The organism is Photobacterium sp. BZF1 (assembly GCF_014349205.1).
Taxonomy (GTDB): domain Bacteria; phylum Pseudomonadota; class Gammaproteobacteria; order Enterobacterales; family Vibrionaceae; genus Photobacterium.
On record NZ_JACSOF010000134.1, the window covers coordinates 1 to 17,995 of the forward strand.

Sequence of the window (17,995 nt, forward strand, 5' to 3'; positions counted from 1 at the left end):
GAGATAGGGATTTGAACCCTAGATACGCTATTAACGTATGCCGGTTTTCAAGACCGGTGCTTTCAACCACTCAGCCATCTCTCCGTAAGTGCGGCGTATGATATAGCGGTTTCCTTCAACTGTAAACACCACAAAATCTGTATGGTTGCCATTTCAGCAGAATATGGATATCCGAATCATATTCGATCAATCTCATGGCCCAATATTTCATGCCGGACCCGCTTGGGATAATCATAATAAAACAAGGTCCCTTGCTCCTCAGCTATCGCCTGCCAACAATCAACTTCAAAACCAAACACCAATACCCCACACGTAGGCAAGTTATCTTCTTTGAAACCGAACATCTGGGCGAGTACGGTCATCGCCGGATTATGGCCCACCAGCATCAAGCGCTCGACCACATCACTGGTTTCACGGATGATATCCATCAGTTCAAACGCGGACTCGGTATAAACCCTAGGATCAGATTCTAGCTTGGGTGAGCAATCCAAACCTTCAGAAAACGAATAAGCCGTTTGAGACGCTCGCAGTGCCGAACTGGTGACAATCAACTGCGGCCCCTGCTGCCACCCGTTCAAACGGTGGACCATCTTCGGGATGTTTTTCAGGCCACGGTTATTAAGAGGACGCTCATGGTCATCAATGGACGGATCGTCCCAAGATGACTTCGCATGACGGACCAAAAACAATACTTTCATTGCTCTCCCCCCTAGCATAACAGGCTAATCACCCAGTCTTTTCAGCCAAGCAATAGCCTATATTCAACTATTATACGTCCCGATATTCTCGGAATGATTGGTATAAGTATATAAAACACAAAGGAGAAGGCTGTTTCGAATACAAAAAAGGGCTACCAATAAGGCAACCCTTTCAATGAAATAAGCAAAATCAAACGACTACATGGCTGATTTCACCGCCCTTGCTAAACGGTCTGCAGCTTGCTCCGGGTCTGCCATTTTTGCATTGAAGAAATTACTGACCACATCGAAGATAGCTGCCTGCACATAACTGGTTGTCGCCAACCCCTGGGACACACTCGGTACTAAACCGCCAGATTGACTACTGTGCTTGAATACCACCAGCGAATCTTTGGCACACTGGTCAAACTCGGTCAAATCCATATCCATCCTTACCGGGATCGACCCCTTACTAAGGTTGAATGAAGATTGAAACTCCTTATCCAGAATGGCCCTTGCCAAATCTTTCTGGGCTTGACTGTTGGCTTCATCAGTCAGTTTAAAGAAAGCAAAACTATCTATGTTGTAGGTAAATAACCCCTGTGTACCCGGTGCGGCCATACACAAATAATCTTTACCAGGCACTTTACCATCAGCTTCGAATTCACCTTTAGCCCAGTCACCCATGATCTGCATGGCCGCCTCGCCACTGCTTACCATGGCTGTCGAGGTACTCCAATCTCGACCACGATAATTTGCGCCGACATAATCACGCATGCGGCGGAACTGGGTAAATACATCGACCATTTTATCTCCGCCAAGTACCGACATATCCAATTCAACAAAGGCACGCTGGTAATCAGCAGGACCTAGTACCGCTAAGGCAACCGCTTCAAACAAGGTCACGTTCTGCCATGGCTGACCACCATGAGCCAGAGGGACAAATCCCGCGTGTTTAATTTTATCTGCGGCGACAAAAAACTCGTCGAGAGTCCTTGGTACCTCAACCCCTGCTTTAGCAAACACCTTAGGGTTGGCCCATAACCAATTGACTCGGTGGATATTGACCGGTACAGCGACATAGTCACCGCCATACATCATAATTTGACGGGCGACCGGCGGTAGGATTTTCGACCAGTTATCTTCTGCGGCAACATCGTTCAAATCAGTCAAGAAGCCCAAGCGGCCCCACTCCTGAATATCATGGCCTTTGATCTGTGCTGCCGATGGTGGGTTTCCCGATACCGCACGGGTTTTAAGTACCGTCATCGCACTTTCACCACCGCCCCCTGCGATAGCGAAGTCTTTCCAGTGATTCCCCTGAGCCTGAATTTTATCTTTTAGCAAAGAGACCGATCGGGCTTCGCCACCGGATGTCCACCAGTGTAAGACTTCCACTTCCCCAGCAGATACCACGCTGCTAGTGAGCATCATCAAAGCCGATATCAAGGTGTGTTTCGTGTTCATTGCCTTAATCTTCTTTTAACAAGCGGGGAATATAGACTTTCACTTCCAACCCGCCATCTACCGCATTATGGATTGCCATATCTCCGCCATGGGCATGAATGATATTGCGGGCAATACCCAATCCCAAACCATGGCCTTCGTCATCTTTGGCAACTCGGACATAAGGTTCAAATACCGCTTCGAGTTTCTCCTTCGGAATCCCAGGGCCTTTATCCTTGATAATCAGGATCAAGGAGTCCTTCTCATCAACGATGATCAAGCTCACCTCATGACCGTATTTCACGCCATTATCAATTAGGTTGCTAAAGCAGCGTTTCAACGCCAATGGTTTACCCATAAACGGCGCTATCTTGGTGCTAGGAATTCCAACTTTCATCTGATGCTGGTTGTGTCGCTCAGCTATGCTGAAAAGCAGTTCTTTCAAATCCACCTGAGCCAAGTTCTCATGCAAATCGGTGTCTTTCACCGTCTGCAACGCCCCTTTCACCATCATCTCTAACTCATCAAGATCCCGGTTGAATTTCTCAACCTTGGCATCATCATCAATGAGTTCAGCACGGAGCCTCAAGCGCGTGATAGGTGTTTTCAAATCATGAGAAATGGATGAAAACAGGTGTTCGCGATCATCGATATAGCGCTGTACCCGCGACTGCATCCGGTTAAATGCCCGGGTTGCGGTCACTAACTCAGTAGCCCCCTCTTCTTTGAGCGGAGGCTGATAAATATCAAAACTCATGGCATTGGCTGCATACGCCAACCGTTTTAATGGCTTGGTCTGTCGACGGATCATTAAAAAGGTGAATACCAGCAGCAGCGCGGTCATAAACACCATGAACACCAGTTGCTGGCCAGTGATAATTTCATCTTCCAACGTGACATACGGCGCCGGCAACAATGCAGCAATATACAACCACTCGTTTTCAGCCAGCTCCAACTGCACCACCAAAATGGGAGGGTTGAACGGCTCAAGGCTCAGGGTATAGTGCGCCCAAGAGCGAGGCAGATCGCTGAGCAAGATATCATTTTTAAGAACATGTAAGGTTTCTGGACGGGAGAACTCAACTCGGATCACATCAAGCCGGGGGAGCTTTTCGCTTAACACCTCTTCAAAGGCCCCAACCGCTGTTCTCTTCATCAAAGAGTCAGGAATAGGATCAATCAAGATCTCTTCTTGGTTGAATGAGACAAAAAAACGGGTTCCTCCCATATTGCGCAGCTGATCGAGCACAATATGGCGGTATTCCAGAGGGAGAGATTGGAAGAAGGTCACCGTCGAAGCAAACATATTAGCCATACTGGCCGATGCCGACTCCAAGCCTTCCAAATCACGTTGCTTTGACTGCCCATACCAAATGCTGGTTGCAATGACCTGGGCAAGAAATACCGCTAGCAGGGTAAACCACAGCGTGCGGGCCAACAGGGACTTCGGCCACCACTTTCTAATATTCATAGATAGAACCACAAACAGTGCGAGGGGATTTATTCCTCGTAGGTAACCTCGGCATTGAACGAGTAGCCATTACCACGGATTGTCTTGATCAAACGTTGCTGGGTTCCCTTGTCCCCCAAACGCTGACGCAAACGGCTTAATTGCACATCTATGCTGCGGGCCGACGGGGTTGCCTCACGACCGCGGGTAGCAAATGAAATGGTATCGCGATCAAGCACTTCATTCGGACGTGTCAAGAACAACATCAACAACGCAAAATCGCTGCCGCTTAACTCGTAATCTCTTTCTTTGTCCAAGTCATACAAACGCTGGGCGGCTGTATCTAAACGCCAGTTTGCAAAGCGGATCGCCTTTGGCGCAGACGGCATTTGCTGGGCTTCGGTAGGTTTTACCCGGCGCAGCAAGGCTTTGATACGTGCCATCAGTTGTCGTGGGCTAAACGGTTTAGCGATGTAATCATCCGCCCCTAACTCCAAGCCAATGATCTGATCCATTTCATCCGACACCGCTGTCAGCATGATAATTGGCACATCAGAAGTTTTCCGAATGTATTGGCATAGGGTAAAACCATCATCCCCAGGCATCATTACATCCAGCAAGATCAAATCAGGCGTTCCCATTGCCAGACGGCGTTTCATCTCCTCCCCTTCAGCAGCGGTAATGACCGTAAAGCCCGCCTTGGTGAGGTATTCGTCAAGCAACTCACGAATTTCCTGATCATCATCAACAACAAGAACCTTCTTGCTTGTGCTCATTATCTCTTCCTTCTGCCCTAGCAAGGCGTTACCCAAGCTTGACTACACATTCTTCCGGGCAACATCATGCCAAAAAGCAATACATTAGCGCCAAATACATACCAGTGCGCTAACATATCAAACTGAATCAAAAAAGGCGCGTACTGCGCCTTATAATCATGATCTGAATAGATAAAAATGACAAATGTAGCAAACGCTTGCTATCAGCCATATGCGGCTAAAGCTTATGCGACACCCATTTTGATTTTGTACTTCGAAACCGCTTGCTCAAAGAACTCTCGCTCATCATCATCCGCGATATTGTTCGTCACCTCAGCAAAGACCTCATAGCCTTTCTTGCCGTTCTTTACCTGCCAAACGGAATAGGCCGCTTGCTTGTCCAGTTCTACTCGATTTTTTTCTGCTTCAGAAAGCAACGTTAAATTATGCACAGTGTTACTCCTACCCCGATCATTACGGTGGCAATTTTATCGCAATCCCCCGTTATTCCCAAGATTCTCTTGTGGCAAAGCCAATGAAAAAGCCCGCAGTCTCTCCATCTTTAACATGGGAAAATACGGGCTTGGTCAGACAAACAGCAAGAAAGGCTAAAAACCGAGTAACCACTTAAAGGTAATAAAAAACCCAGCCACCACTGCAAGCGTCAGCGCCACACTGGCTACCGGACTTAATGTGGCCGCACAAGGGTTGCTGATCGCATCTGCCAAGGTCGGCTCATCAAAGTCGACTTTCTTCTGCGACTGAATCAGTTCGTTGACATAATGCTCAATGGTATCAATTGACTCTTCAACGGAATCAATCACCTGAGCCCCCAACCAACGCTCCTGCTCAATCAGCTGGCCCGATTCCACATGACGTAGTCCAGAAAAACGTCCTGTACGGCGGTCTACAACAGACACTGCCATGTAACCCTGATCTTCATTCCACACCCAACAAGGGAGGAAGTTACCTTCAATATTCACCTGGCTGGGATAGGGGAAGCGTACATTGCTGACAACATCTAGCAGCTTCTCTTTGACGTCACACAACGAATGCAGTTGCTGGATACAGTTTTCCAACCAATATGGGAAATTATTTCTAAAAGCACTCTGACGAAGCGGCGCCAAGCGGGCTGCTCCCCTTACCACAAACTCGGTGATCTGCTGGCTGACATCACTTTGATTGGGCCAACACTGCTGTGCGGATGAAGTCGGTAAGGTAAGACGTTGGCAAATAGTGCCTTTGGGAGAGACAAGCCTGAGAGCCTGTTGGCTATTTTCCATCGAAGGAAGATATTCGATGTGCCAGGGTTTAGCGACTTTCCGCATAATGGCCCGGTATACCTGTTCAACTGTGGATTGGTAATGCTCATAGTTGCTCATTGGGCACCTCCGGGGGTGGTTTCTGGACTGACCTCATTGTACAAAAAAACGGCCTTCATTATGGTGATCAGAATCTTGTTTTGTAAAAGAGGTTAAATGCGCCGCAATGCGGTAAAATCGAACAACTTTTGTTATGTGATTTATCAGTTATGCCAAAATTGCAATTTAAAAGCATTCCCGCCGAACTCGCACCAATGGATTTGTTACTAGAAGCCGATCCCAGTACAGAACAGATACAAACATACCTCAGTGGTAGTGACATCTATACCGTTCTATCTGACGACAAGACCGTGGGCGTATGCGTATTAAAGCCTCGCTCTGAAACCACATTGGAATTGATGAATATCGCTGTTGAACCAACCCAGCAAGGATCTGGCATTGGCCGTCAATTATTGCAGTATGTGATTTCTGAATCTCGAAGCAAGCAAGCCAAAGAGTTGGTCTTGGGAACCGGTACATTCGGCTACCAGCTGGCGTTTTATCAGCGTGAGGGCTTTCGGGTTGTTGGAATCGACAAGGATTTTTTCCTTGATAATTATGATGAACCGGTCATGGAAAATGGTATCCAACACAAAGATATGTTGAGGCTTCAGTTGATCCTTTAGCAGCTATAGCCATACCTTGTTGGCCAGTGTCCAAACTTCCCACACTGACCAACAAGGCATGGTCAGTGTGGACACAAGGTGTTCGTGAAGAAATAGATCTCGCTATTAGAGACCTGCGCTAACTCCAAACAGGATGGAGTTGTTGGTTACATCTCCCATATCGCGATATTCATAATTCAATGAAAGGTCGATAAATGGCAGCATAGTGAACACCACTCCAGCGCCACCGGCAAATCCCCAGCCATCATCACTTTCTCGAGGCACGCCGGAGCGGTCAATATCGTAGTCGTAATAATTGGTACCAAGCTTGCCGTAAACGCTACCAATCACTAGAGGTAAATCAGCCCGTAACGTTAATGGAAACGCGGTATAGTCAATCTCATTCTTTGCGTTGCCCCCTCGCGCATCGACATCTGCACTGCCTTGTACCACCCCAGCATTAATGCTGAACATATCATTGATATGATAGGAGCCATTGATGCCATACTCGACGCCGTAGTCATCGTTACCTTCATATTCAACCCTCGCACCACCTACCGTCGCCCCAACAGAGAACCCCAATAAATCCGCCGAAACGGGTGCTGCGCAGAGTAATAATGTCGCCACTAACCCTATTCTTTTCATCCATCCAGTCCTTAGCAAATAAACCAACCACGTCCTTATTATGGGTAGTGCGAAATGCAGCAAATTACCAATTCCATTGTTGTTTTCCGTGCAGCGGCTCAACCCTGCCTATACTCAAAAAACTGGATGAGTATTTCGCCTATTGCCGGAGGGTCACCGCTACTATGCCCATCACCTTAGAATCAGCTTTCAGGCATTTCCTAATTTGCATTGGCATTCTAATACTGGCAGCTTGCGACAGTACCGATGATACGCCTGATGCCGACACTATCTATTTCAATGGCAACATTCTCACACTATCGGCCCATGCTGAAAAAGTAACAGCTATCGCTTTCAAAAATGGCCGGGTACAAGCCATAGGCACGCGCATTGGTGTCAAGCGCCACCAAGGCGATCTCACAGAAATGATAGATTTAGATGGCAACACTATGATCCCCGGTTTTATTGCCGGTAATAGCCAGTTCTCCCAACTGCTTGAGCAAAAGGGCGATATCGAACAAGTACAACAGCTATTTGCCAGCCAAGGTATAACGACACTGGTCGATATCGGAATTAATAATGAAGCACTAGCTACATTGCAGAGCCAAGCCAACGCCAACAAATTGGTGTTAGATATTATTGCAATACCCAACGTCAGTGAGATGGAAGCCTTGGTAGACAGTGATCAAGTCAGCTTTGGCCAATACAACAACCGACTCAAAGTCCCCGGCTTCTTTCTTGCCCTCGACGGTACAGCCAGCAATTATTCCGCCTGGATGGCCTATCCCTACCAAGAAGATCCAGCCTTGCCTGAATCAAACTGGCGTAGCGAACCGCTGATGCCATTCAGTATTTTTCAAAACACCTTTCAATTGGTGGTCGAAAATGAACTCCAGCTGTTTGTTCATGCAATGGGCGATGCCGCTATCGATGCCATCATCCAAGCCAGTTATGATCTCAAACTCAATGCCGGGCAAGACCAGCGCCATGTTGTCATGATGTCCCGGTTCATGCGCAATAACCAACTTCAGCAATATGCCAAGTTGGGATTGGTCGCCTGTTTTGACACCAGCAATATTTATCAAGAAGGTGAAGATGATATTGATAAGCTCGGCCTTAGCCGTGCCAATGGACAAAGTCCTATTAAGCAGGCTTTAGAGGATGATTTGCCTGCTAGCAATATTTGTTATCCCGGCCCGACACCACCCGATACCATTTTCACGCTTTGGTCTGCAGTCAACCGAGTGACCAAAGATGAGGAAATAATGGGAAGTGGATTACGTTTGTCCCCACTACAAGCACTGACAGCCATGAGCGAACAAGCCGCATTTCAGTTTTTCGAAGAAGACAACAAAGGCGAGTTAGTGCCTGGTAAACAAGCCGACGCGGTCATTCTCTCTGATAACCCTATGTCAATTGCACCGGGGTTGATTCGGGATATCGAAATTATCGAGACTATCAAGCAGGGTAAGACTATTTATCGCCGTCCCTCAACGCTAACCTCTGAGGGTAATAAACCTTAAGTCCTAAAGAGCAAAAAACACAGAAAAGTCATCACAGCACACCATAAAAAATGAGTGATTTTGAACTCATCTGAGTTCACCGCCCCAATGAAATGCATTACAAAGTCACATTTTTACTCACACGGTTTCAGTGTGGTTTCATCTAAGTTAAGCAAATACTGGAGACCAATTAAAACTATAATTATCAATAATTTGATTAATAATTGCATTTGTTGTTTATGCCTTTCACCCTCCATTTACGCAAACGATACCTCTCACTCTTTCAACAGATTTGGTAATCAAGGGGCTATTTTTGATTAACAGCTCAATAAAATGTGATCAGGATCGCGAGATCTGAAGACACGCTTGCTTACACTTTACCCATCAAAACGGCAATACAAATTAAGGCGCCGATAGAGCAGCCTACCAACGCCGTAAACACAATGAATATAGAGGGTAAACACATGAGTGAGATTCTGCTTGCGACTTTTGCAGGATTAATTGTTGGTCTATTTTTCTCGGCCATTAAACTTCCATTGCCTGCGCCACCGGTGCTACCAGGCATTATGGGAATCGTCGGTGTTTACCTTGGTGGCGTTGCCTACCAAAGCATCGTTGAGCGTTTTTTCTCTTAAGTACACGTTCTTAAAACGATACAGCGACAATATAACGTACAAACAACATACCTGGAGTGAATTATGGCTACCCCACATATCAATGCTGAACTTGGTGATTTTGCAGAAACAGTCCTGATGCCAGGCGACCCGCTACGTGCGAAATTCATTGCGGAAAATTACCTTGAAGACGTCAAGCTAGTTTGTGACGTTCGTAATATGTTCGGCTACACCGGCACTTACAAAGGCCAGCGTGTCTCTGTAATGGGCCACGGTATGGGTATTCCATCATGCTCTATCTACGTTCACGAACTAATTAAAGAGTTCGGTGTGAAGAACATTATTCGCGTAGGTAGCTGTGGTGCGGTACACGACGACGTTAAACTGATGGATGTGATCATTGGTATGGGCGCGTCAACAGACTCTAAAGTTAACCGCATTCGTTTCAACAACCATGACTTCGCTGCTATCGCTGACTTTGGCCTACTAGAGACCGCTGTTAACGAAGCTCGCGCACAAAATGTTCCTGTACGTGTCGGTAATGTTTTCTCTGCTGATCTGTTCTACAGCCCAGAAGCTGACCTATTCGACAAGATGGAAAAGCTTGGCATGCTAGGCGTAGACATGGAAGCAGCAGGTATCTACGGCGTTGCTGCAGAGCTTGGTGCAAAAGCGCTGACTATCCTGACTGTTTCTGACCACATCAAGCGTGGTGAAAAACTAAGCTCAGAAGATCGCCAGAAGTCATTCGCTCAGATGATGAATGTTGCTCTGGAAACAGCTATCAAGCTGTAACGAACCTACCTGTGGCCGGTGTAACCCCGATTCATCGGCCACTCCTTCACGCTCCACCATGGTATACCACTCATACCAATACCATTTCCTGAGATGGTATCGGTATGACAGACAGCGAGAATTATTAGTCTCTACAGCACAGTTTTGCCTTGCTATCACGCAGCTCAAAATTTTGTAAAATGTGGCGTCTTACACAATTTGAATGGTCCTCTATATAGAAGGCCGGCGCAGATGTTAAGTCAAAGCCCGTTGTAGACACTAATGGTACAGAGCAGGGAAACCTGCTCTGTACCACCCCCTTTTATGGGCTCTCCCCTGCCAAACAATTCACATAACGCGCTTGTTGCTTAGGCCCATGGATAAGGTTAGGCTGACATGATGAATACACGCCGCATCGACAACCACGCTTCGTTACTTCCGCAAGCCTGTAACGGTCACCAACTCAATCATTGTAAAACCGTTAGTTGCACTAATTTCGGTTCCACAGATACCCATAATTATGTTCTGCAGCGGAACAACCCGAACAAGCCGATGTTGGTTTGTAAAGAATGTGGTGCTTTCCCGCCTATTATCAATAACCATGATGTGGTGGAAGAAGCTCTGCGCTTAAAGCAGCAACAAAGTAGCGGCATGCCGGCATGCAACAACCCCGAATGTGAAAACCTCGGGCTTCCGGTCTTGACCCATCGTCACCTTTACCATGCCTTTGGCTTCAGCGGCGATCGCCAGCGCTATCGTTGCAAATGCTGTCAAACCACATTTGTAGACCGTTGGTCGGGCTTCAATGGCAAAAACCAAATTCAGCAGAAGCTATTAGCTATGCTATTTACTGGCTACCCCGTCAGGGATATCTGCCGTCGGCTCAATATGAATCCTAAATCGTTCTACGATCAGCTTTCTCATATTGCCAGTCGCTGCCGCCGCCAACTTGCGATGTTTGATGCTCGCTTGGTCAAGCACTCACCTGACCTTTCCCTAGCATCAGATATTAGTGAATTACAACCTAACAGCGAGAACGGTGTGCTTTGGGTGGCGAGTTGTGAAGCCGAATCTGGGTATGTACTGGCGCAAGACATCAACTACCAACCTGAGGAGCATGAGGAATCAAGCGAGTGGCACGACCCGTTTACCGACGGTGCTCGGTTTATGGCGGCCCCACCCGCACAATTGGCCGAAGCGCCAACATCTGCTCCACAAGGCTTGCTTGCCCATATTGATGCGGTATACCGGCAAATTATGGCTCGCCCTAATTTTGAAGACCCACTCTCGAGCAAACCACGATTGAATTACCCGTCGAAGGGGTGTTTGATCCGGCCGCAATACACGGTTTATGCCCACTATATGCATTTGCAGCAAATGCTTAGCCAAAATGAAGAGTTGGCTATCTTTATGCCGCAAGAAACTTTGCTGCGCTCTGCCTGCATCTCGATATTTTGCGATCGCATCAAAGACAAAACTGTTCATCCTATTTATGTCGAATCCGATCCTCAATGGCAGCACGGCCAGCCAGCAGGTCGCATCGATATCGTATTGATGGGTTGGTGGCGCGACCGCTGGGCGTTTACCCGCTTTGATGATATCAGCAAAGGGATCTGCCATTTAGGTGGTGAAAAAGAAAATGAAGGTAAATGGCTAGAAGTCGCAACGCACAAAGAGATCACCCGCTACCAGCAGCGCTTCCAAGATCAGTTCAGCCAGTTCATCAATGAGCCGCGCCGTAAATTACGTCCTGGAGGCCTCCTGCCGCTATTGGATATTTACCGGGCATGGCACAACCTGTGCCACCAAGATAAAGAAGGTATTACCCCCGCCCAGCGTATGGGGCTCATCGCAACCCCGCTCACACTGGAACAGCTCCTTAGCTGATTTCTCACACCTTACTGGCATAACCACACCCAAAAGCTAAATAATGATGGGGAGATCCAATTTCTCCCCATCCCTTCGCTATTGCAGTTGATCAATTCATGGAAGATATATCACACTCTTAACAAAGCGCTCATTAAGAGTAGGTAGCCCATTGAGCGGCCAGCTGTAACGGAATGGATTTTCACGGATGATACCCAATAGAATTAAGCCGATTTTACTCGGAAGTATGCTCATTATCGGCATTGTACCCGCCTTTATTTACAATTGGCTCAGCAGCGATAAGCTCACAACCGTCGCTACCGAGCAGATTGCCAAAGGCTTGGGTAGCCGAACCGAGCTCGCCGCACATAACCTCGATGATATCCTTGACCAGCGTGTGTTGAGCGTGCGTAAGCTGGCCAGTTCCCCTGTATTCGAGTTGCCGATACAAGCACACGATGAAGGTCATAACCCTCAACAGCAAACCTTCATTAGCAACTACCTCAAAGAGCTGTCTGAGGTCGATCCAAGCTTCAGCCAAATAGACCTTATAGAGGCACACCAGCAAGGCATAACCGTTGTGGCTAGCTCAACCGACTCTGAACCTTATGATATTACAGCCAGACTTGAGCAAGCAGGGTTAGAAAATATCAACCAGCAACTTGCCGACCTGACAAGCGGTAAGACAAACCTGCTTGTTTCACCGCCGCAATATCAAAACGATATTGCCTACCTGTATATCATCAGCACTGTCACCCACAAGCATCATGCCGATGATACCCACGAAATCTATTTGGTGATTCGCTATCAGCTCGACGAACTCAATGCGCAGTTGACCTTCCTTGGCGAACGGATCAGTAACAGTGACTACATCATGCTGATCAACGATCAGGCTGAAATCATTTTATCAGGGCGCCATCAAGGCCAGAGCCTGGCGATTTTTGATGATTTCCAAGCTTATATAAGCGGGCAGTTAACTCCCAATCAGCAAGGTAAAGAGGCTTACAACCCAAGCGACCTGCACGGTTTTACCAACCGCCAAAACCAGGCCATGGTCACCACACTTGCCCCACTGAATTTCCAACTGCCGGGCCGTTCGAACTGGTACCTTGCATCAATCACGCCTGAGCATACCGTGACAGCCACCATCGATTACCTCCAGCAATACTTCATGCTGGCACTGATGCTGACAGCCGGTATTGTTGTCGTGCTGTCGTTGATGCTCACCCGGCACATTACCGCGCCAATTGCTTCACTCACACGCTTCGCCGCCCAATTTAAGCTGGGCAACTATGGCCGTAGTGAGCGATTTAAGGGCCCTTATGAGTTCAAGGTATTGCATGATGCGTTAAATCAGGGGGCGGATAAGATTGCCCATGACACCAAGCGGCTCAATCAAGCACTGCATAAAGCCGAGTCTGCCGACAGGGCTAAATCCGCTTTCCTTGCCAACTTATCCCATGAAATCCGCACCCCTATGAATGGCATGTTGGGCCTATCGCAACTACTGCTCAAAACGGATTTGACCAAAGAGCAAGAACAACATTTGCGTACCCTGCTTGAATCGGGCAAGCACATGATGGCGCTACTGAACGATATTTTGGACTTCTCCAAGATTGAGCAAGGGCAACTGAAGCTGGACCCAACCCACTTCTGCTTTACCGATCTTGTTGGGGCGATAGAAAGTACCTACCACTCCCTAGCGAAAGAAAAGGGTATCGAGTTTGATATCTATTGTGATTTTGACCGTAGGCAGTGGTTCTATGCCGATAAGGCACGTATCCGCCAAATCCTGTTTAACCTGATCAGCAATGCGATTAAATTCACCGAGAAAGGGAAGGTATCGGTATCCCTGTCACTCACGCAAGGCGAATCGAATGGTGAGCAATATCTACATATCTTGGTTTCAGATACTGGGATTGGTATACCTGCCGACCGTGTCGATCTGATCTTTGACCCATTCGCCCAAGCAGAGGCCTCCACCAGTCGCCGCTTTGGTGGAACCGGATTGGGGCTAAGTATTGTCAAACAACTGGCCCAGCTAATGCGAGGGAATATCTCGGTATCCAGCGAGCAAGGTATTGGGTCTTCATTCCAGGTCGATGTCGTTTTACAGCCAGGCCAATATACCGCAGATGAAAGCACGGACATTACCTTTGACAGCCAAGCCTTTGCCAATCTCAAGGTGTTGATTGTTGAGGACAACCACCTCAATGTACTGATCATTGAAAGCTTCCTCAAACAACGAGGATTTATTACATCGATAGCTGAAAATGGTGCTGAAGCCCTGAAAGTATTGGAGCACCAAGCATTTGACCTGATCTTGATGGATAACCACATGCCGGTAATGGATGGTATCGAGGCGACCCAAAGGATCCGCAAACTGCCATCGCCAGCCTGTGAAACACCGATTTTTGCCTGTACTGCTGATGTGTTCGCAGAAACCCAGCGCAATATGCTCAAAGCAGGCGTCGAATGCATGATCACCAAACCGCTGGATGAGCGTAAGCTGCTTGATGCCCTGCAGCGCTTCAAACACAAAATCACCCGCATGGCTGCTCTTCACAGCCAATATGCAGAGAATGAAGTTGAAAGTTTGGAGAGCAAAGCCAGAGAGCTATCACCTACACTTGTTGCTGCAGAGGCTGACATCGACGAGTTGGCCTCTACCTCTACAATCAATGAGGCAGAAGACTTAGACATGGCGGATGATAACCACCTAGACCCAGCAAATTTCCAATATATAGAACTCAGCCCGCTGCTGGACATGATGGACAATGACCACGCCATAGCCTCGCAGTTTTTGCAGATGTTCGCCGCCGAGCATGGCAATGATGTCGAGAAGCTAAAGCAAGCGATTGAAAAGGCAGATTTTGAACAAGCGATCTTGGTCAGTCACTCGCTTAAAGGTGTTGCCGGCAGTGTCAGCGCTACCCAAGTACAGCAAACGGCAATGACGGTCGAGAAGCAACTGAAACAGCATCAATGGCCTAGCCAAGACGAAATCAATGCACTGTGCCAAACACTGACAGCAACCATTGATGAGATACACCAACAGCTTGGCGATATCGAAGATATGGATGAATTCCTGCTGTAGCAATCCAAGGTAATAAAAACTTATCTTCTACTTTCCCATTGAAGCCGATGGGAAAGTAGTAAGAATTATCCCCAAAGAGCAGGTCTCCTTCCCTGAGCATAATCTCAACCCAGAGCAAGTGCTCAATGCCATCGTTAATGATCTCAATATGGATTGGGCGCATTTTTTCTTTTCCAAACCACTTCTAGAGCTTCAGGTGGGTGTAATGATGCATCCAGTGTGTTTCTGCGCGATTTTTGTTGCGCACCTTTTCTACAACACTCAGATTTGGGCGTTCACAACAAGAACAAATGATCACAAGCCCGATCACATGCTCACACCGACAACTCATGTAACCACGGTACAAATCCTCATTACGAATTAGAATATCCACTCAAATATGCTTAATCATGGGAAATTTGAGATCAACGCACACTTTGCGCGGTTTTTTGATTGACAAAATATGCCAAAACGCTAATTATCGAAGCATCAATTGTTCTTAAGCGATCCATCCGCTCAATGACCATGTTTTTGGCCTGATACGGAAAGGTTAAGAAGACGTAATTATAGTTTTGCTAGCAGGAATTTTAGCTAGCATTGATACAAGCCCAACGAGGATAAGGTCGGAAGATATGAGTACTAAACTGGAACAACTGCGCGCGCTAACTACTGTTGTTGCTGATACCGGTGATATTGAAGCTATCAGCAAGTACAAGCCAGAAGATGCAACCACCAACCCATCTCTGATCTTGAAAGCAGCTCAAATTGCTGAGTACGCCCCTCTTATCGAACAGGCCATTGCTTACGCCAAAGCTCAAAGTGACAACAAAGAACAACAAGTCCAAGACACTTGTGACATGCTGGCAGTAAACATCGGTAAAGAGATCCTGAATGTGATCCCTGGCCGTATCTCTACTGAAGTTGACGCACGTCTTTCTTACGATACAGAAGGCAGCATTGCTAAAGCCCGTCAGCTGATCAAAATGTACAACGATGCAGGCATCACCAATGACCGTATCCTGATCAAACTGGCTTCTACTTGGGAAGGTATCCGTGCTGCAGAAGTGCTAGAGAAAGAAGGCATCAACTGTAACCTGACTCTACTATTCTCATTTGCTCAAGCGCGTGCTTGTGCCGAAGCCGGTGTTTACCTGATCTCTCCATTCGTTGGCCGCATCATGGACTGGTACAAAGCTAAAGAAGGCCGTGATTTTGAAGCTGCTGAAGACCCAGGCGTTATCTCTGTAACTAGCATCTACAACTACTACAAAGAGCACGGCTACAACACTGTAGTTATGGGTGCGAGCTTCCGTAACACTGGTGAAATTCTTGAGCTAGCAGGCTGTGACCGCCTAACGATCAGCCCGCAACTACTTCAGGAACTAGAAGATGCACAAGGCGAAGTCGTTCAGAAACTAACGCCTGCGACTGAGATCAAAGAGCGCCCAGCGGCGATGACTCACGCAGAATTCCTATGGGAACACAACCAAGATGCAATGGCCGTTGAGAAACTGGCTGAAGGCATCCGCAACTTCGCGGTAGATCAGGGCAAACTAGAAGCCATGATCGCAGAGCGCCTGTAATCCTACAGATATAATTTTAGAAAGCGGCCAATAGCCGCTTTCTTCCTTTTTCGATTAAGACAAATTCATAGTGGATACAAATATGGAACGTAAAGTGTTGGCAAATGCAATCCGTGCCCTGAGCATGGACGGTGTACAGCAGGCAAACTCTGGTCACCCAGGTGCACCTATGGGTATGGCTGATATTGCCGAGGTACTGTGGCGCGACCACATGAACCACAACCCACAAAACCCTGAGTGGGCTGACCGCGACCGCTTCGTGCTGTCTAACGGCCACGGTTCTATGCTGATTTACTCGCTGCTTCACCTAACAGGTTACGAGCTATCAATTGACGATCTGAAAAACTTCCGTCAGCTACACTCGAAAACACCAGGCCACCCTGAGTACGGTTACGCGCCGGGTATCGAAACCACTACAGGTCCACTAGGCCAGGGCATCACCAATGCCGTAGGTATGGCGATGGCAGAAAAAGCCATGGCAGCGCAGTTCAACCGTGACGGCCACGACATCGTAGACCACTACACATACGCTTTCATGGGCGACGGCTGTCTGATGGAAGGTATCTCTCACGAAGCCTGTTCGCTTGCGGGTACGCTAGGCCTAGGCAAACTGATCGCATTCTGGGATGACAACGGCATTTCAATCGACGGTCACGTTGAAGGTTGGTTCTCTGACGATACACCTAAGCGTTTCGAAGCTTACGGCTGGCATGTTATCCCAGCAGTAGACGGCCACGACGCAGACGCTATCAACGCTGCTATCGAAGCCGCTAAAGCAGACCCTCGCCCAACGCTGATCTGTACTAAGACTATCATCGGCTTCGGTTCACCTAACAAGTCTGGCTCTCACGACTGTCACGGTGCACCACTAGGTCACGACGAAATCGCAGCAGCACGCGAGTTCCTAGGTTGGAACCACGGTCCATTCGAAATCCCAGCAGATATCGCTGCTGAGTGGGATGCAAAAGAAGCAGGCGCAGCAAAAGAAGCCGCTTGGAACGAAAAACTTGCCGCTTATGAAGCCGCTCACCCTGAGCTAGCGGCTGAGTTCAAGCGCCGTGTAAACGGTGAGCTACCAGCACAGTGGGAAGAAAAAGCGAACGCTATCATTGCTGATCTGCAAGCTAACCCAGCGAACATCGCATCGCGTAAGGCTTCTCAGAACGCACTAGAAGCTTTCGGCCAGATGCTTCCTGAGTTCATGGGCGGCTCTGCTGACCTGGCACCTTCTAACCTGACTATGTGGTCTGGCTCTAAGTCGCTAGAAGCAAACGACTTCTCTGGTAACTACATCCACTACGGTGTGCGTGAATTCGGCATGACTGCGATCATGAACGGCATCGCGCTACACGGTGGTTTCGTACCATACGGTGCAACTTTCCTAATGTTCATGGAATACGCACGTAACGCAATGCGCATGGCTGCACTGATGAAAGTGCAGAACATCCAGGTTTACACCCACGACTCTATCGGTCTGGGTGAAGATGGCCCTACTCACCAGCCGGTTGAGCAGATGGCATCTCTACGCCTGACGCCGAACATGAGCACATGGCGCCCATGTGACCAGGTTGAGTCTGCAGTAGCATGGAAACTGGCTATCGAGCGTAAAGACGGCCCAACGTCGCTTATCTTCTCGCGCCAGAACCTAGCTCAGCAGGAGCG

At 47.9% G+C, this 17,995-nt stretch carries 15 protein-coding genes; 8 read left to right on the forward strand and 7 right to left on the reverse strand.

Going from position 1 to position 17,995, the window contains the following annotated elements:
• Positions 1 to 176 precede the first annotated feature (176 nt).
• The 6 genes from BIZ37_RS23375 to BIZ37_RS23400 all read right to left on the reverse strand — a co-directional run bounded on the left by BIZ37_RS23375 (position 177) and on the right by BIZ37_RS23400 (position 5,710).
• Complete coding sequence (locus tag BIZ37_RS23375) at positions 177 to 698, reverse strand: histidine phosphatase family protein (protein WP_158264593.1); 522 nt, start codon at positions 696 to 698, stop codon at positions 177 to 179.
• Positions 699 to 896: 198 nt separating this feature from the next.
• Positions 897 to 2,144, reverse strand: a complete 1,248-nt coding sequence (locus BIZ37_RS23380) for an ABC transporter substrate-binding protein (RefSeq protein WP_187463555.1) — start codon at positions 2,142 to 2,144, stop codon at positions 897 to 899.
• 4 nt (positions 2,145 to 2,148) lie between these two features.
• Positions 2,149 to 3,594 carry an ATP-binding protein gene (locus BIZ37_RS23385; RefSeq protein WP_187463556.1) on the reverse strand — a complete coding sequence of 482 codons (1,446 nt, stop codon included), beginning with the start codon at positions 3,592 to 3,594 and terminating at the stop codon, positions 2,149 to 2,151.
• Positions 3,595 to 3,623: 29 nt separating this feature from the next.
• Positions 3,624 to 4,349 (reverse strand): response regulator, encoded by a 726-nt coding sequence (locus tag BIZ37_RS23390; protein WP_107300546.1) that lies wholly within the window; start codon positions 4,347 to 4,349, stop codon positions 3,624 to 3,626.
• Positions 4,350 to 4,573: 224 nt separating this feature from the next.
• Positions 4,574 to 4,780 carry a DUF3283 family protein gene (locus tag BIZ37_RS23395; protein ID WP_107300545.1) on the reverse strand — a complete coding sequence of 69 codons (207 nt, stop codon included), beginning with the start codon at positions 4,778 to 4,780 and terminating at the stop codon, positions 4,574 to 4,576.
• 156 nt (positions 4,781 to 4,936) lie between these two features.
• Positions 4,937 to 5,710, reverse strand: coding sequence for a hypothetical protein (locus BIZ37_RS23400; protein WP_187463557.1), 774 nt, complete (start codon positions 5,708 to 5,710; stop codon positions 4,937 to 4,939).
• 194 nt (positions 5,711 to 5,904) lie between these two features.
• Here BIZ37_RS23400 and BIZ37_RS23405 point away from each other — a divergent pair, with 194 nt between their 5' ends.
• The gene (locus tag BIZ37_RS23405) at positions 5,905 to 6,315 is read left to right on the forward strand and encodes a GNAT family N-acetyltransferase (RefSeq protein WP_255526877.1); all 411 of its coding nucleotides are present in this window, start codon (positions 5,905 to 5,907) and stop codon (positions 6,313 to 6,315) included.
• Between the two features lie 105 nt (positions 6,316 to 6,420).
• On the opposite strand, the gene BIZ37_RS23410 is transcribed toward BIZ37_RS23405, so the two are convergent.
• Entirely contained in the window at positions 6,421 to 6,939 is a 519-nt protein-coding gene (locus tag BIZ37_RS23410) for a porin family protein (RefSeq protein ID WP_187463559.1), read from the reverse strand.
• A gap of 164 nt (positions 6,940 to 7,103) precedes the next feature.
• Between BIZ37_RS23410 and BIZ37_RS23415 the strand changes: the two genes are divergently transcribed.
• The 7 genes from BIZ37_RS23415 to tkt all read left to right on the forward strand — a co-directional run.
• Positions 7,104 to 8,441: an amidohydrolase family protein gene (locus BIZ37_RS23415; protein ID WP_187463560.1), complete on the forward strand. Its 1,338-nt coding sequence runs from the start codon at positions 7,104 to 7,106 to the stop codon at positions 8,439 to 8,441.
• A 443-nt stretch (positions 8,442 to 8,884) separates the two neighbouring features.
• The gene (locus BIZ37_RS23420; protein WP_107300564.1) at positions 8,885 to 9,055 is read left to right on the forward strand and encodes a XapX domain-containing protein; all 171 of its coding nucleotides are present in this window, start codon (positions 8,885 to 8,887) and stop codon (positions 9,053 to 9,055) included.
• 63 nt (positions 9,056 to 9,118) lie between these two features.
• Positions 9,119 to 9,829, forward strand: coding sequence for a purine-nucleoside phosphorylase (deoD, locus tag BIZ37_RS23425; protein WP_107300541.1), 711 nt, complete (start codon positions 9,119 to 9,121; stop codon positions 9,827 to 9,829).
• Between the two features lie 375 nt (positions 9,830 to 10,204).
• A complete protein-coding gene (locus BIZ37_RS23430) occupies positions 10,205 to 11,695 on the forward strand; it encodes a lactate dehydrogenase (protein WP_370577592.1) in 1,491 nt (496 codons plus the stop codon).
• Between the two features lie 187 nt (positions 11,696 to 11,882).
• Complete coding sequence (locus BIZ37_RS23435; protein ID WP_187463561.1) at positions 11,883 to 14,771, forward strand: ATP-binding protein; 2,889 nt, start codon at positions 11,883 to 11,885, stop codon at positions 14,769 to 14,771.
• A gap of 611 nt (positions 14,772 to 15,382) precedes the next feature.
• Positions 15,383 to 16,333, forward strand: coding sequence for a transaldolase (tal, locus tag BIZ37_RS23440; RefSeq protein WP_187463562.1), 951 nt, complete (start codon positions 15,383 to 15,385; stop codon positions 16,331 to 16,333).
• Positions 16,334 to 16,415: 82 nt separating this feature from the next.
• On the forward strand, positions 16,416 to 17,995 hold a 1,580-nt coding region (tkt, locus tag BIZ37_RS23445), incomplete at its 3' end, for a transketolase (RefSeq protein WP_187463563.1).

Excerpts from the sequence above, each read along its gene's own strand:
- BIZ37_RS23375 (WP_158264593.1), bottom strand. The coding sequence starts at position 698 with ATGAAAGTATTGTTTTTGGTCCGTCATGCGAAGTCATCTTGGGACGAT.
- BIZ37_RS23380 (WP_187463555.1), bottom strand. The coding sequence starts at position 2,144 with ATGAACACGAAACACACCTTGATATCGGCTTTGATGATGCTCACTAGC.
- BIZ37_RS23385 (WP_187463556.1), bottom strand. The coding sequence starts at position 3,594 with ATGAATATTAGAAAGTGGTGGCCGAAGTCCCTGTTGGCCCGCACGCTG.
- BIZ37_RS23390 (WP_107300546.1), bottom strand. The coding sequence starts at position 4,349 with ATGAGCACAAGCAAGAAGGTTCTTGTTGTTGATGATGATCAGGAAATT.
- BIZ37_RS23400 (WP_187463557.1), bottom strand. The coding sequence starts at position 5,710 with ATGAGCAACTATGAGCATTACCAATCCACAGTTGAACAGGTATACCGG.
- BIZ37_RS23405 (WP_255526877.1), top strand. The coding sequence starts at position 5,905 with ATGGATTTGTTACTAGAAGCCGATCCCAGTACAGAACAGATACAAACA.
- BIZ37_RS23410 (WP_187463559.1), bottom strand. The coding sequence starts at position 6,939 with ATGAAAAGAATAGGGTTAGTGGCGACATTATTACTCTGCGCAGCACCC.
- BIZ37_RS23415 (WP_187463560.1), top strand. The coding sequence starts at position 7,104 with ATGCCCATCACCTTAGAATCAGCTTTCAGGCATTTCCTAATTTGCATT.
- BIZ37_RS23420 (WP_107300564.1), top strand. The coding sequence starts at position 8,885 with ATGAGTGAGATTCTGCTTGCGACTTTTGCAGGATTAATTGTTGGTCTA.
- deoD (WP_107300541.1), top strand. The coding sequence starts at position 9,119 with ATGGCTACCCCACATATCAATGCTGAACTTGGTGATTTTGCAGAAACA.
- BIZ37_RS23430 (WP_370577592.1), top strand. The coding sequence starts at position 10,205 with ATGATGAATACACGCCGCATCGACAACCACGCTTCGTTACTTCCGCAA.
- BIZ37_RS23435 (WP_187463561.1), top strand. The coding sequence starts at position 11,883 with ATGATACCCAATAGAATTAAGCCGATTTTACTCGGAAGTATGCTCATT.
- tal (WP_187463562.1), top strand. The coding sequence starts at position 15,383 with ATGAGTACTAAACTGGAACAACTGCGCGCGCTAACTACTGTTGTTGCT.